Source organism: Pseudomonas avellanae BPIC 631 (genome assembly GCF_000444135.1).
Lineage (GTDB): Bacteria > Pseudomonadota > Gammaproteobacteria > Pseudomonadales > Pseudomonadaceae > Aquipseudomonas > Aquipseudomonas avellanae.
The window spans coordinates 1-13,286 of sequence record NZ_ATDK01000281.1; the positions used below are offsets into that span (position 1 = coordinate 1).

Annotated in this window: 14 protein-coding genes; 7 read left to right on the forward strand and 7 right to left on the reverse strand. The window is 59.8% G+C overall.

The genetic code is table 11. The annotated features are described in order from the left end of the window. Positions 1 to 54: 54 nt before the first annotated feature. Both rpmG and rpmB read right to left on the reverse strand, forming a co-directional pair. Positions 55 to 210: a 50S ribosomal protein L33 gene (gene rpmG, locus DW49_RS0116565; RefSeq protein WP_002551515.1), complete on the reverse strand. Its 156-nt coding sequence runs from the start codon at positions 208 to 210 to the stop codon at positions 55 to 57. A gap of 11 nt (positions 211 to 221) precedes the next feature. Then, positions 222 to 455 (reverse strand): 50S ribosomal protein L28, encoded by a 234-nt coding sequence (rpmB, locus tag DW49_RS0116570; protein ID WP_002551514.1) that lies wholly within the window; start codon positions 453 to 455, stop codon positions 222 to 224. A gap of 363 nt (positions 456 to 818) precedes the next feature. Here rpmB and DW49_RS0116575 point away from each other — a divergent pair, with 363 nt between their 5' ends. Continuing rightward, entirely contained in the window at positions 819 to 2,405 is a 1,587-nt protein-coding gene (locus DW49_RS0116575; protein WP_005613336.1) for an ABC transporter substrate-binding protein, read from the forward strand. Positions 2,406 to 2,459: 54 nt separating this feature from the next. On the opposite strand, the gene radC is transcribed toward DW49_RS0116575, so the two are convergent. Further along, complete coding sequence (gene radC, locus DW49_RS0116580) at positions 2,460 to 3,134, reverse strand: RadC family protein (protein WP_005613334.1); 675 nt, start codon at positions 3,132 to 3,134, stop codon at positions 2,460 to 2,462. 135 nt (positions 3,135 to 3,269) lie between these two features. On the opposite strand from radC, the gene coaBC reads away from it, so the two are divergent. From coaBC to argB, 4 genes are read left to right on the forward strand one after another with little or no spacing between them, the layout of a single operon-like run. Next, a complete protein-coding gene (gene coaBC / locus DW49_RS0116585) occupies positions 3,270 to 4,478 on the forward strand; it encodes a bifunctional phosphopantothenoylcysteine decarboxylase/phosphopantothenate--cysteine ligase CoaBC (RefSeq protein ID WP_005613331.1) in 1,209 nt (402 codons plus the stop codon). A gap of 6 nt (positions 4,479 to 4,484) precedes the next feature. Next, positions 4,485 to 4,940: a dUTP diphosphatase gene (dut, locus tag DW49_RS0116590; protein ID WP_003377993.1), complete on the forward strand. Its 456-nt coding sequence runs from the start codon at positions 4,485 to 4,487 to the stop codon at positions 4,938 to 4,940. Positions 4,941 to 4,994: 54 nt separating this feature from the next. Further along, positions 4,995 to 7,580, forward strand: coding sequence for a phosphomannomutase/phosphoglucomutase (locus tag DW49_RS1000000134045; protein ID WP_024420710.1), 2,586 nt, complete (start codon positions 4,995 to 4,997; stop codon positions 7,578 to 7,580). 28 nt (positions 7,581 to 7,608) lie between these two features. Next, positions 7,609 to 8,514 carry an acetylglutamate kinase gene (argB, locus tag DW49_RS0116600; RefSeq protein WP_002551508.1) on the forward strand — a complete coding sequence of 302 codons (906 nt, stop codon included), beginning with the start codon at positions 7,609 to 7,611 and terminating at the stop codon, positions 8,512 to 8,514. 245 nt (positions 8,515 to 8,759) lie between these two features. On the opposite strand, the gene DW49_RS0116605 is transcribed toward argB, so the two are convergent. Together DW49_RS0116605 and pyrE are read right to left on the reverse strand one after the other, a co-directional pair. Continuing rightward, complete coding sequence (locus DW49_RS0116605) at positions 8,760 to 9,392, reverse strand: hypothetical protein (protein ID WP_024419688.1); 633 nt, start codon at positions 9,390 to 9,392, stop codon at positions 8,760 to 8,762. 10 nt (positions 9,393 to 9,402) lie between these two features. Continuing rightward, entirely contained in the window at positions 9,403 to 10,044 is a 642-nt protein-coding gene (pyrE, locus tag DW49_RS0116610) for an orotate phosphoribosyltransferase (RefSeq protein WP_003377988.1), read from the reverse strand. Between the two features lie 82 nt (positions 10,045 to 10,126). Here pyrE and DW49_RS0116615 point away from each other — a divergent pair, with 82 nt between their 5' ends. Then, positions 10,127 to 10,906, forward strand: coding sequence for an exodeoxyribonuclease III (locus DW49_RS0116615; RefSeq protein ID WP_005613323.1), 780 nt, complete (start codon positions 10,127 to 10,129; stop codon positions 10,904 to 10,906). Between the two features lie 69 nt (positions 10,907 to 10,975). Here the strand turns inward: DW49_RS0116615 and DW49_RS0116620 are convergent, their stop codons facing one another. Together DW49_RS0116620 and rph are read right to left on the reverse strand one after the other, a co-directional pair. Then, on the reverse strand, positions 10,976 to 11,344 hold the full coding sequence (locus DW49_RS0116620) for a DUF4870 domain-containing protein (protein WP_003377984.1): 369 nt from the start codon (positions 11,342 to 11,344) through the stop codon (positions 10,976 to 10,978). An 18-nt stretch (positions 11,345 to 11,362) separates the two neighbouring features. Next, positions 11,363 to 12,085 carry a ribonuclease PH gene (gene rph, locus DW49_RS0116625; RefSeq protein WP_003313989.1) on the reverse strand — a complete coding sequence of 241 codons (723 nt, stop codon included), beginning with the start codon at positions 12,083 to 12,085 and terminating at the stop codon, positions 11,363 to 11,365. Positions 12,086 to 12,422: 337 nt separating this feature from the next. Here rph and DW49_RS0116630 point away from each other — a divergent pair, with 337 nt between their 5' ends. Continuing rightward, positions 12,423 to 13,286: a YicC/YloC family endoribonuclease gene (locus tag DW49_RS0116630; RefSeq protein WP_005613281.1), complete on the forward strand. Its 864-nt coding sequence runs from the start codon at positions 12,423 to 12,425 to the stop codon at positions 13,284 to 13,286.

The following is a 13,286-nucleotide window of genomic DNA, read 5'->3' on the forward strand; positions in this document are numbered from 1 at the left end:
TAAGTGAACAGCATTGCGCTGCGAGGCGGGCTTTTTTGTAGCCGACAGAATCAATTACTTGATTTTGCCTTCTTTGTAGATCACGTGCTTGCGTACAACCGGATCGAATTTTTTGATTTCGATTTTATCCGGAGTAGTACGTTTGTTCTTGTCGGTGGTGTAGAAATGGCCTGTACCAGCGCTCGACACCAAACGGATCAATTCACGCATGATTCTCTCCCTTAAATTTTGCCGTCGCGACGGAGTTCAGCGAGCACAACTTCGATGCCACGCTTGTCGATGATGCGCATGCCTTTAGCAGATACGCGCAGACGAACAAAACGCTTCTCGCCTTCAACCCAGAAGCGGTGATGCTGCAGGTTTGGCAGGAAACGACGACGGGTTTTGTTGTTTGCGTGGGAAATGTTATTCCCAGTCACCGGACCCTTACCGGTAACTTGACATACTCTCGACATGCCTCAGCCCTCTAAAACCACATGCCCAACCCGGCATGGGTTGGCCGCTTAATCTCTCAGTCATTTGGCGCCAGGCGCCGCGTTTCTTTAAGGGTCTTACCGGCTACACCTACAGTGAAGGAACCGGGCCCCTAGAAAAGAGCGCTGCTTTATACCAGAAACCCCGCAATGCAACAACAGGCAAAGCACTTTAGCCCGAATGGTCGCGCCCTGTGCGGCGGTATGCTCAAGCGCAGCGGGGGTGCGGGCAAATCGACCGCTCGTCGCACCGTGACGATTGTTCTACGCCATTACATGGTCTAGGGTTAGCTCTTAACCAGACTGCGCCGGCAGATGGGCCCCTTTCTGAACAGGAATATAGCCATGCGCCTTGCTGCACTTCCCTTTTTGCTTGCCTCCACGCTACTCCCGCTTGCCGCCCAGGCGTCGAGCCTTGCGGTCTGCACTGAAGCCAGCCCCGAGGGTTTCGATGTGGTGCAGTATAACTCGCTGACCACCACCAATGCGTCGGCGGATGTGCTGATGAACCGTCTGGTGGACTTCGATGCCAAGAGCGGCAAGCTGGTGCCAAGCCTGGCGCAAGGCTGGACCGTCTCCGCTGACGGCCTGACCTATGATTTCAAGCTGCGCACCGGGGTGAAATTCCACACCACCGACTACTTCACGCCGACTCGCGAATTGAGCGCGGATGACGTGCTGTTCAGCTTCCAGCGCATGCTCGACCCGCAAAATCCGTGGCACAAGATTGCCCAGAGCGGCTTCCCGCACGCGCAGTCCATGCAGTTGCCTGCGCTGATCAAAAGCATTGAGGCGCCTGACGTTCATTCGGTGCGCTTCACGCTCAATCGAGCCGATTCGACCTTCCTCGCCACGCTGAGCATGGGGTTTGCGTCGATCTACTCGGCTGAGTACACCGCGCAGCTGCTTAAAGCGGGCACGCCGGAAAAACTCAACAGCCAGCCAATCGGCACCGGGCCGTTTGTCTTCAAGCGCTTCCAGAAGGATGCCGTGGTGCGTTACGAAGCGTTCAAGGATTACTTCGCCGGCAAGTCGGATATCGACACGCTGGTGTATGCCATTACGCCGGATGCCAATGTGCGCCTGCAGAAAATCCGCCAGGACGAGTGCCAGATTGCCCTGTCCCCCAAGCCGCTGGATATTCAGGCGGCCAGCAAGGACGACTCGCTCAAGGTCGAAAAAACCGACGCGTTCATGACTGCATTTGTTGCGATCAACAGCCAGCACCCGCCGTTCGACAAGCCCGAAGTTCGTCAGGCAATCAACCTGGCGTTCGACAAGGCCAACTACCTGAAGGCCGTATTCGAAGGCACCGCCGGCGCTGCCAATGGCCCTTATCCGCCCAATACCTGGAGCTACGCCAAAGACCTGTCCGGCTACCCGCACGACGTTGCCAAAGCCAAGGCATTGCTGGCCAAGGCCGGTTTGAAAGATGGCTTTAAGACCACCATCTGGACACGGCCTTCCGGCAGCCTGTTGAACCCCAACCCTGGCCTGAGCGCGCAATTGCTACAGGCTGACCTGAAACAGATCGGTATCGACGCCGAGATCAAGGTGATCGAGTGGGGCGAGCTGATTCGGCGCGCCAAGGCCGGTGAGCACGATCTGCTGTTCATGGGCTGGGCGGGCGACAATGGCGACCCGGATAACTTCCTGACACCTCAGTTCTCGTGCGCGGCGGTGCAATCGGGCACCAACTTTGCCCGCTATTGCGACAAGACCCTGGACACGCTGATCGCCGATGGCAAGTCCATCAGCGATCAGGCCGAGCGCAGCAAGTTGTATCACCAGGCTCAGCAGCAGATCCAGCAACAGGCGCTGTGGATCCCCCTCGCCCACCCGACCGCCGCCGCACTGGTGCGCAAGGACGTTACGGGCTATCAGGTCAGCCCCTTCGGACGGCAGGACTTTTACAAGGTGCAGGTGAAGTAACTCGCTGTGCTGATCGTTCCCGCGCCTGGGGTGCTGGAACGATCAATCGGCCCGCTACATCAACCCCTTCTCCACCATCGACAACGGCTCGCCGTCGCCCACGATCACATGGTCGAGCACATGAACATCCACCAGCATCAGGGCTTCCTTGAGGCGCTTGGTCAGGTCGATGTCAGAGCGGCTGGGGGTGGTGATGCCAGAGGGATGGTTGTGGCAGAGGATCAAGCTGGCGGCGTTGTGCGCCAGCGCCCGCTTCACCACCTGACGTGGGTGCACGTAGGACGCATTGATCGTCCCGCGAAACAGGATCTCGAAGGTCATGACCCGGTGCTTGTTATCCAGAAACAGGCAGGCGAAGACTTCATGTGGCTCGTGTCGAAGCTGGGCCTTGAGGTAGTTGCGCACCTGGGCCGGGTTTTCCAGCGCTGAATCGCGGCGCAATGACTCGGCCATGTGCCGGCGCGCCATCTCCATGACGGCCTGCAACTGAGCGAATTTTGCCGGTCCCAGCCCCAGTTGAGCGGTGAACGCGGGCTGATCAGCCTCCAGTAACGATCTGAGCCCGTCGAATTGATTCAAGAGGTGACGCGCCAGGTCTACGGCGCTTTTTCCGGCCACGCCGGTGCGTAAAAAGATCGCCAGCAATTCGGCATCCGAAAGGCTCGCCGCTCCCAGCTCCAACAAGCGTTCCCGCGGGCGTTCGGCCGCGGGCCAACTGCGAATATTCATAGCACCTCCATGTGGTTGGGCGCCGCTGTTGCACTGCGGTCGCTGTGCTATCTTAGCCCATCTTTTTTGCGCGACGATCTGGCCTGGGGAGGCGTCATGGCCGTCGCGTATTCACTCGACCAAAAAGGCAGGTCTATGCAGCGGCTGTATCGAAAACGCATCGTTCTGGGCGTCGGCGGCGGCATCGCGGCCTACAAGAGCGCCGAGCTGGTCCGCCGATTGCGCGACCAGGGCGCTGAAGTGCGTGTGGTCATGACCAAGGGCGGCGCAGAGTTCATCACCCCGCTGACCATGCAGGCTCTTTCCGGGCACCCTGTGCACCTTGACCTTCTCGACCCGGCCGCCGAAGCCGCGATGGGGCACATCGAGCTGGCCAAGTGGGCCGACCTGATCCTCATCGCACCGGCCACTGCCGACCTGATCGCGCGTCTGGCTCAAGGCATCGCCAACGACCTGCTGACCACCATCGTGCTGGCCACCGACGCAACCGTCGCCATCGCCCCGGCAATGAACCAGGCGATGTGGCGTGATGCTTCCGTGCAGGCCAACACCCGCTTGCTTGAACAGCGCGACTTCCGTGTGTTCGGGCCTGCTTCCGGCAGTCAGGCGTGTGGCGATGTCGGCTTCGGGCGCATGCTGGAAGCCGACGATCTGGCCAAGTGCGCGGCCGACTGCTTCCAGCGCCTGAGCCTGACCGGCAGGCATGTGCTGATCACTGCAGGTCCGACCCAGGAAAACATCGATCCGGTGCGCTACATCACCAACCACAGCTCCGGCAAAATGGGCTTTGCCCTGGCCGAAGCGGCGGTGGAAGCCGGCGCTCGCGTTACGCTGATCACAGGTCCCGTCAACCTGCCGACGCCGGATCGCGTCTCGCGCATCGACGTGGTCAGTGCCCGCGACATGCTGGCGGCGTGTGAGGCAGCCATTCCGTGTGATCTGTTCATCGCGTCGGCAGCGGTGGCGGACTACCGACCGGAAGTCATTGCCCCGCACAAACTCAAGAAAGATCCTTCAAACGGTGACGGCTTGCTGCTGCAGATGGTCCGTAATCCAGATATTCTGGCGACCATTGCAACCCGTCCGGATCGTCCGTTCAGTGTCGGCTTTGCTGCCGAGACCGAGCACCTGCTCGACTATGCTGCCCGAAAGCTCAAAGACAAGAACCTTGACCTTATTGTCGCCAACGATGTGGCCAACCCCAGCATCGGCTTCAACAGTGAGGAGAACGCTTGCAGCGTGATTGACCGGGCGTTGCACGCAACGCTTTTTGCCCAGACCAGCAAGGCCAAGATTGCCCGCCAACTGATCACTTTTATCGCCGACCGCATGAATCAGGTTTAACTACGAATGCACGCTCTACAAGCCAAGATCCTCGACCCTCGCATTGGCAACGAATTTCCGCTCCCGGCCTACGCCACCGTCGGCTCGGCCGGCCTGGACCTGCGCGCCATGCTCAAGGAAGACACCCTTCTCGAGCCCGGCCAGACCTTGCTGATCCCCACCGGCCTGTCGATCTACATCGGCGATCCGGGGCTTGCCGCCCTGATTCTGCCGCGCTCAGGCCTGGGTCATAAGCATGGCATCGTGCTGGGCAATCTGGTCGGCTTGATCGACTCCGATTATCAGGGCGAGCTGATGGTGTCCTGCTGGAACCGTGGTCAGACTGCGTTCAATATCGCGGTGGGCGAGCGTATTGCACAACTGGTGCTGGTGCCTGTGGTACAGGCCCGTTTCGAGCTGGTAGAAGAATTCGACGAAAGTCAACGTGGCACAGGCGGCTTTGGTCACTCCGGAAGTCATTGATTGTTATCATTCGGCTCATGAAACGGTTGCGCATCAAGGCTCAGGGAGAGGTCGGTGAAAGGCACTCAGCACAGCGCTTCAAAGCAAGCCATACCCGCCGATAACGCTCCCCCGGCTGCGAGCCTCAACGCGCTCGCGCCGGGTCTTGTGCCAGCGGCAGTCGGCCTGATCATCGCTGCGGCGCTGGTCTGGGTTGCCCTGATGACCGGCCCGCAGCAGCAGGATCAACTGGTCCAGGCATGGGGCGGCAGTCAGGCGTCAGCGGTCAACCTGGCGCTGCGGCAGATCAATGCCGACACCCAGGCCGCGGCGTCCAGCGCAGCGCTGGTTCAGGCGCTGCAGAGCAACGACGCCAATGCGCGGGTTGCTGCGCAGGAGCGCGTCACCCGCTGGGGCGGTCTGTCAGGCGCACGGCTTTACCCCAAGGGGCTGGCTGATGTCGATACGCAAGGCGCGCTGCCGGTCAGCTTCGCCACGCTGGATATGCTCAACAAGGTTGCGCAGGGCGAAGGGGTTGCCCCGGAGGCTCGCAAGGTCGGTGAGCGCTGGCTGATCTACAGCGCAGCGCCGGTACGTGCGGGCGCAGATCAGCCGGTTCTGGGTACATTGCTGCTGGCCTTCGACATGCAGCACTTGCTCGATGCCTTGCCAGTGCTGCCGGCTGAGGCTGGGCAAATCGTCCTCAGTCAGCAGTTCGGCAGCGGACCTGCGCAGGTTTTTCTGCAGCGCGGGCAGGCAGATGGCGACAAGCCGCAAGGGTTCGATACCGGTTTTGCCGGCTGGAAGCTTGAGTTCACGCCGGGTGCGGGGCTAAAAACTTCGCCCTCCATCGTGCTTTTGTTATTGGCACTGGTTATTGCTGGAGCAGGCGTGCTGCTTGGCCTGCACCGTAACGAAAGGGTTTTGCAGCGGCGTATTTGTGCCGATGCACGGCAGCTGGATCAGCTGCTTCAAGAACTCTCGCGCGGAAAAGCCGTCAAACCTTTCGGTTTGAGCCTCCCGGCCCTCAGTGGTCTGGCCCAGGCCCTTGCTCGTGTTTCGCTTCGTAGTCAGCCTCAGGTCGTGCCTGTACAGGCGGCCAGCGAGCAGCATGGCGCAAATATTACCCAGAACAGTGCTTCGCCTGCAGTCGTTGCGTCGCGTACCGACTGGACCGATCCGCTGTTTCAAGATACCGATATTCTTGATATCGACCTTCTCGACGAAAACCAGGACTTCCTGAGATCGGAGCATCCCCTCGCTATGAACAGCCCAGCATCCGTGGCACCCACTCTTCCCGACACTATTTTCCGTGCGTATGACATCCGCGGCGTGGTCGGGGATACCCTCAACGCTGAAACGGCATACTGGATCGGTCGCGCAATCGGCTCAGAAAGCCTGGCGCAGAACGAACCCAATGTCAGCGTTGGCCGCGATGGTCGTCTTTCCGGCCCTGAGCTGGTGCAGCAACTGATCCAGGGCCTACACGACAGCGGCTGCCATGTCAGCGACGTTGGCCTGGTGCCGACCCCTGCGCTGTATTACGCAGCCAACGTGCTGGCCGGCAAGACCGGCGTCATGTTGACCGGTAGCCACAACCCCAAGGATTACAACGGTTTCAAGATCGTTATCGCGGGCGATACCCTCGCCAACGAGCAGATCCAGGCGCTGCACGAGCGCATCAAGACCAACAACCTGACCTCGCAAAAAGGCAGCATCACCCAAGTCGACATCCTTGATCGCTACTTCAAGCAGATCAAGGACGACATCGTCATGGCGCGTAAGCTCAAGGTCGTGGTCGATTGCGGCAACGGTGCGGCAGGTGTGATCGCCCCGCAGTTGATCGAAGCGCTGGGTTGCGAGGTGATTTCGCTGTTCGCCGAGGTGGACGGCAACTTCCCGAACCACCACCCGGACCCGGGCAAGCTGGAAAACCTGCAGGACCTGATCGCCAAGGTCAAGGAAACCGGTGCCGATCTGGGCCTGGCCTTCGACGGCGACGGCGACCGTGTCGGTGTTGTGACCAACGCAGGCAATGTGGTTTATCCCGATCGCCTGTTGATGCTGTTCGCGCTGGATGTACTCAAGCGCAATCCGGGTGCCGACATCATTTTCGACGTCAAATGCACCCGTCGCCTGACGCCGCTGATCAGCGAACACGGTGGTCGTCCGGTCATGTGGAAAACCGGTCACTCGCTGATCAAGAAAGAAATGAAAAAAAGCGGCGCGTTGCTGGCTGGCGAAATGAGCGGCCATATCTTCTTCAAGGAGCGCTGGTTCGGTTTCGACGACGGCATCTACAGCGCGGCACGTCTGCTGGAGATCCTCAGCCAGGAGCCGGCCAATGCCGAAGACCTGTTCGAGACCTTCCCGAACGACATTTCGACGCCTGAAATCAACATCAAGGTGACGGACGTTACCAAGTTCAGCATCATTGAGGCCCTTGAGAAAGATGCCCAGTGGGGCGACGCCAAACTGACCACTATCGACGGTGTCCGTGTGGACTATCCGAAGGGCTGGGGTCTGGTTCGCGCTTCCAACACCACGCCGGTGCTGGTGCTGCGTTTCGAGGCTGAAACCCAGGCCGAACTGGAGCGTATCCAGGGCGTGTTCCACGCTGAGCTCAAGAAAGTTGCGCCGGACCTCGACCTGCCATTTTGATTGTTTTTCCTTTTGACTGGAGCCCTGAATGACCCTCGAACGTGATGCCGCCTCTAATGTAGCCAAGGTTCTTTCCGAAGCGCTGCCGTACATTCGCCGCTTTGTCGGCAAGACGCTGGTTATCAAGTACGGCGGCAACGCCATGGAGAGCGAGGAGCTGAAAACCGGCTTCGCGCGCGACATCGTGTTGATGAAGGCGGTTGGTATTAACCCGGTGGTAGTTCATGGCGGCGGGCCGCAGATCGGTGATCTGCTCAAGCGCCTGTCCATCGAGAGCCACTTCATCGATGGCATGCGCGTCACTGACGCTCAGACCATGGATGTGGTGGAGATGGTGCTGGGCGGCCAGGTCAACAAGGACATCGTCAACCTGATCAACCGTCATGGCGGCAGCGCCATCGGTCTGACCGGCAAGGACGCTGAGCTGATTCGTGCGAAGAAGCTCACCGTCACACGCCAGACGCCGGAGATGACCAAGCCGGAAATCATCGACATCGGTCAGGTGGGCGAAGTGGTCGGGGTTAATACCGGCTTGCTGAACATGCTGGTCAAAGGGGATTTCATTCCGGTCATCGCACCTATTGGTGTGGGTCCGGATGGCGAGTCCTACAACATCAATGCTGACCTGGTGGCGGGCAAGGTTGCCGAAGCCCTCAAGGCCGAGAAGCTGATTCTGCTGACCAACATCGCCGGTTTGATGAACAAGCAGGGCGAAGTGCTGACTGGCCTGACCACCGAGCAGGTCGATGGCCTGATCGCTGACGGCACCATCTACGGCGGCATGCTGCCGAAGATCCGTTGCGCGCTGGAAGCGGTTCAGGGCGGGGTCAACAGCTCGCACATCATCGATGGGCGAGTGCCTAACGCGGTCTTGCTGGAAATCTTCACTGACAGCGGTGTCGGTACCCAGATTACCAACCGCAAGCGGCATTGATTCAGGCGTAGTACAAAAAGCCCCGTGAGCTGACGCTGACGGGGCTTTTTTGGTTCTCCCTCCTTGAAGGTGTGGTGCGGCGCAGATTTGTGACGCAGAGCGTCACCCAAGGCACTCCTGCGCTGGAGCGTGAGTAACGATAGGTGTCAGGGCTGGAAGGTGCGCAACGATATCCCAACTATCGTGCGACGCTCCGCGTCGGCATGCCGTTCTGGACGCTCTGCGTCCGATCTTTAAGGTGAGGCTTACTGCGTCAGCCGCTGCACGCGCACACGATCTTCGGCGAAACCGGCTTCGGCTTTTACCCGTGCGGCCTGATACCCGGCGATGTCGGCCTGTAGCTTGTGCTGCTGGTCGCGCAGGTCATTGAGCTGATCGACCAGTGCCTGCTGAACCGGACGCCCTGCGCGTTCCAGATCGGCTGCCTGGCTTTGCAGGTTGCGCTGCTGCGCGGCAAGCCCCTGGATGTTGCCTTGGGCAACGCCGACCAGCGCATCCAGTTCGGCCAGTTTGCGGGCCTTGACGCGATCCACCTCTCCCACGCTGCTGTACAGGCTCAACAGCTGTGCATCGGCGGCGGCCTGGAGCTTGTCGGCTTCGGTCTGGCGAATCTGCTCGGCCGTCGGTGCGGGCGGTACGACCTGTATCACCCGGCCACGGCCATTAAGCACTTCGTAGCCTTTGGCGACATAGTCGGGCGGCACGCCCTGGGTATCGATCACCGTCACACCGCGGCTGTCAACGTAGCGATACAGGCGGATTTCCGGCGCGTCGGCGGCTTGAGCGTCCAAGGGCGCAAGCATGCCAAGCGCCAGCCACAGCCCCAAAACGCTTAGCGTACCTGAAACCGAATGCCGTCCTCTGCCGCTGACTGCCATAGGCCTGACCTCAGATTCCGTATTGCGCGCGGTAGGCTTCGACGGCAGGCAGGTGCTGCTTGAGCTGTGCGTCATCGGCCAGGAACTCAAGCACCTGATTCAGTGAAACGATGCTCACCACCGGAATGCCGAAGTCACGCTCGACTTCCTGAATCGCCGACAGCTCGCCATTGCCGCGCTCCTGGCGATTGAGGGCGATCAGCACGCCGGCCGCGGTGGCGTCCTGGTCCTTGATGATCTGCATGACCTCACGGATGGCCGTGCCCGCAGTGATCACGTCGTCGATGATCAGCACATTGCCGGCAAGCGGAGAGCCAACCAGGCTGCCACCTTCGCCGTGCGCCTTGGCTTCCTTGCGGTTGAAGCACCACGGCAGATCCCGGTCATGATGTTCAGCCAGCGCCACGGCCGTCGCCGACGCCAGCGGAATGCCCTTGTAGGCCGGACCGAACAGAACGTCGAAGCGGATACCGCTCTCGACGACCGCCGCTGCGTAGAAACGCCCCAGCTGAGCCAGCGCGGAACCGGTGTTGAACAGCCCGGCATTGAAGAAGTACGGGCTGGTGCGCCCGGACTTGAGGGTGAACTCACCAAAGCGCAGAACGCCTCGATCAATGGCAAAACGAATGAAATCGCGTTGATACGCTTGCATGAAAAAAGCCCCGAATACCACGGATTTAGCTAATTAGGTAGAGCTCGGGTATCATACACGCACGTGATTTTTGGGGCCATTTATGCGGATCATCAGTGTGAACGTAAATGGCATTCAGGGCGCAGTCGAGCGTGGTTTGCTCAGTTGGCTGCAAGCTCAGAATGCCGACGTCATCTGCTTACAGGACACCCGCGCCTCCGCCTTTGAACTGGATGATCCAGCTTTTCAGCTGGATGGCTACTTTCTCTATGCCTGCGAAGCCGAAGTTCCAGCCCAGGGTGGTGTGGCGCTTTATTCGCGGTTGCAGCCCAAGGCGGTCATCAGTGGCCTGGGTTTCGAGACAGCCGACCGCTACGGGCGTTACCTGCAAGCAGATTTCGACAAGGTCAGTATCGCCACCCTGCTCTTCCCTTCGGGAATGAACGGGGATGAAGACCTGAACCAGAAATTCAAGCTCATGGACGATTTCGGAAAGTACATGGACAAGCAACGCCGCAAGCGTCGCGAGTACATCTACTGCGGGTCGCTCTATGTGGCGCAGCAGAAGCTCGACATCAAGAACTGGCGTGACAGCCAGCAATCTCCTGGTTTCCTGGCGCCTGAACGTGCCTGGATGGACGAGATTGTCGGCACAATGGGCTATGTCGATGCCTTGCGTGAAGTCAGTCGTGAGGGCGATCAGTACAGCTGGTGGCCAGATAACGAACAGGCCGAGATGCTCAATCTGGGCTGGCGTTTCGATTATCAGATCCTGACACCCGGCCTGCGCCGCTTTGTGCGTAGCGCCCGTCTGCCGCGTCAGCCACGCTTTTCACAGCACGCACCCTTGATCGTTGATTACGACTGGACCCTGACTATCTGATAGTCAGGTAAACAGCGGACACGAAAAAGCCGACTTGAAGTCGGCTTTTTGCGTTGCTCGCGCTCTGCGTTATTTCAGCACGCGCCAGGTGAACGGATAACGATAATCCAGCCCGTCGTTGGCCTTCACTCCGGCAATAATCGTCAGCACCATGGCGCCGATCCCTACCAGCATCAGCAACGCAAAGCCGATGACCACCAGCATCAACAGCATGCTGACGGTGGCCGCGATCGCGACGGTGATCTGAAAATTCAGCGCTTCCTTGCCCTGAGCATCAATGAACGGGTCTGCATCTTTCTTTACCTGCCAGAGGATCAGCGGCCCCAGCAGGTTGCCGAAAGGGAAAATCAGACCGGCAAATGCCGACAAGTGACAGAACATCGCCCACTGGCGAGCGCTTTGCGACGGTTTATTCAGCAATTGCTGGCTGTCACTCATTTTCAGACTCCCTGGTTATCAGTCGGCCAGTGCGGCGCGCTGCAGTTCAAACAATTCGGTCATGCCCTTCTGTGCCAGCGCGAGCATCGCGTTCAGCTCTTCAGGCTGGAACGGAGCGCCTTCGGCGGTGCCCTGCACTTCAATGAAGCCGCCTGCGCTGGTCATGACCACGTTCAGGTCGGTTTCAGCGGCGGAATCTTCCAGGTAATCGAGGTCAAGCACCGGTTCGCCCTGATACATGCCGACCGAAACGGCTGCGATCATCTGCTTGAGCGGGTCGCCGCCTTTCAGGCCGCCGCGCTTCTTGATGACTTTCAAGGCGTCTGCCAGGGCAACCATTGCGCCGGTGATGGACGCGGTACGAGTACCGCCGTCAGCCTGGATAACGTCGCAATCGACATACAGGGTGACGTCGCCCAGTTTGGACATGTCCAGTGCGGCGCGCAGCGAGCGACCGATCAGGCGCTGGATTTCGAGTGTACGACCGCCTTGTTTGCCGCGGCTGGCTTCACGCTGGTTACGCTCGCCGGTGGCGCGCGGCAACATGCCGTATTCGGCAGTCAGCCAACCCTGGCCCTGGCCCTTGAGGAAGCGTGGCACGCCGTTTTCGACGCTGACGGTGCAAATCACCTTGGTATCACCAAACTCGACCAGTACAGAACCCTCGGCGTGTTTGGTGTAGTTGCGGGTGATGCGGATCGAGCGGAGCTGATCGGCGGCGCGACCACTTGGACGTTTCATCTGGGATACCTGTACTGAGACGGAAAACTGTCGATCATTATAGAGGCCATCGCTGCGACTGGGCATCTCTAAAGTCGTGAATGCCGGTCTGGCATTGCCGGAACGCTCTGGAACAAGGCTTTCGAGCGCTTGGCGCGATGAAGTGCAGTGCCTTGCGGCGCTTGTCTCGTTGCCGGATTGGGAGCCTGCGTTGCACTGCGCTACAATCCTGCGCCTCTGGCCTGTCGGCTTTCGCCCGTAGGGATGGCAGCCGTTTTTACGCGCGCTTGAGCAGAATCATCTGAACCGAGCCGTCTGATTTGAACAACCGCCTGACTCGAACAAAGAGGTACATCCCATGGTGCACAGCATGACTGCCTTCGCCCGAGTAGAGCGGGCTGGCGCCCAGGGCACACTGAGCTGGGAGCTGCGCTCGGTCAATCATCGTTACCTGGAGCCTCACCTGCGCCTGCCTGAATCGTTCCGCGATCTGGAGGGCGCGATTCGCGAAGCGCTGCGCCAGGGCTTGTCGCGTGGCAAGGTTGAATGCACCTTGCGCTTTGTCGAAGAGACCGCCGGCAAGCCGCTGCAGGTTGATCGCGAGCGTGCGGGTCAATTGATCGCCGCCGCCGAATCGGTTGCCGGCTTGATCAAGCAGCCTGCCGCGCTGAACCCGCTTGAGGTGCTGGCGTGGCCGGGCGTGCTGGTTGCCGATGCCAGCGATCCGCAAGTGTTGAACACCGAGGCGCTGACGCTGTTCAATGACGCGCTGGGCGAATTGAAACTGGGGCGCGGCCGTGAAGGTGCAGACCTGGCCAGGTTGCTGGATGAGCGCCTGTCTTCCATTGTCGAGGAAGTGGCCACCCTGCGCACATTGGTGCCGCAGATGCTGGCCGCTCAGCGTCAGAAAGTGCTCGACCGCTTTGCCGACATGAAAGCCGAGCTCGATCCTCAGCGGCTGGAGCAGGAGATGGTTCTGCTGGCACAGAAAAGCGACGTGGCCGAAGAGCTGGACCGCCTCAGCACGCACGTCACCGAAGTGCGCCGTGTGCTCAAGGCCGGTGGTCAGGCGGGTCGCCGTCTTGATTTCCTGATGCAAGAGCTTAACCGCGAAGCGAATACACTGGGCTCCAAGGCCTTTGACCCACGCAGCACGCAGGCCGCCGTCAACCTTAAAGTGTTGATCGAGCAGATGCGTGAGCAAGTGCAGAATATTGAGTAA

Coding starts and splice junctions, on each gene's coding strand:
- rpmG (WP_002551515.1), bottom strand. CDS start 210: ATGCGTGAATTGATCCGTTTGGTGTCGAGCGCTGGTACAGGCCATTTC.
- rpmB (WP_002551514.1), bottom strand. CDS start 455: ATGTCGAGAGTATGTCAAGTTACCGGTAAGGGTCCGGTGACTGGGAAT.
- DW49_RS0116575 (WP_005613336.1), top strand. CDS start 819: ATGCGCCTTGCTGCACTTCCCTTTTTGCTTGCCTCCACGCTACTCCCG.
- radC (WP_005613334.1), bottom strand. CDS start 3,134: ATGAATATTCGCAGTTGGCCCGCGGCCGAACGCCCGCGGGAACGCTTG.
- coaBC (WP_005613331.1), top strand. CDS start 3,270: ATGCAGCGGCTGTATCGAAAACGCATCGTTCTGGGCGTCGGCGGCGGC.
- dut (WP_003377993.1), top strand. CDS start 4,485: ATGCACGCTCTACAAGCCAAGATCCTCGACCCTCGCATTGGCAACGAA.
- argB (WP_002551508.1), top strand. CDS start 7,609: ATGACCCTCGAACGTGATGCCGCCTCTAATGTAGCCAAGGTTCTTTCC.
- DW49_RS0116605 (WP_024419688.1), bottom strand. CDS start 9,392: ATGGCAGTCAGCGGCAGAGGACGGCATTCGGTTTCAGGTACGCTAAGC.
- pyrE (WP_003377988.1), bottom strand. CDS start 10,044: ATGCAAGCGTATCAACGCGATTTCATTCGTTTTGCCATTGATCGAGGC.
- DW49_RS0116615 (WP_005613323.1), top strand. CDS start 10,127: ATGCGGATCATCAGTGTGAACGTAAATGGCATTCAGGGCGCAGTCGAG.
- DW49_RS0116620 (WP_003377984.1), bottom strand. CDS start 11,344: ATGAGTGACAGCCAGCAATTGCTGAATAAACCGTCGCAAAGCGCTCGC.
- rph (WP_003313989.1), bottom strand. CDS start 12,085: ATGAAACGTCCAAGTGGTCGCGCCGCCGATCAGCTCCGCTCGATCCGC.
- DW49_RS0116630 (WP_005613281.1), top strand. CDS start 12,423: ATGGTGCACAGCATGACTGCCTTCGCCCGAGTAGAGCGGGCTGGCGCC.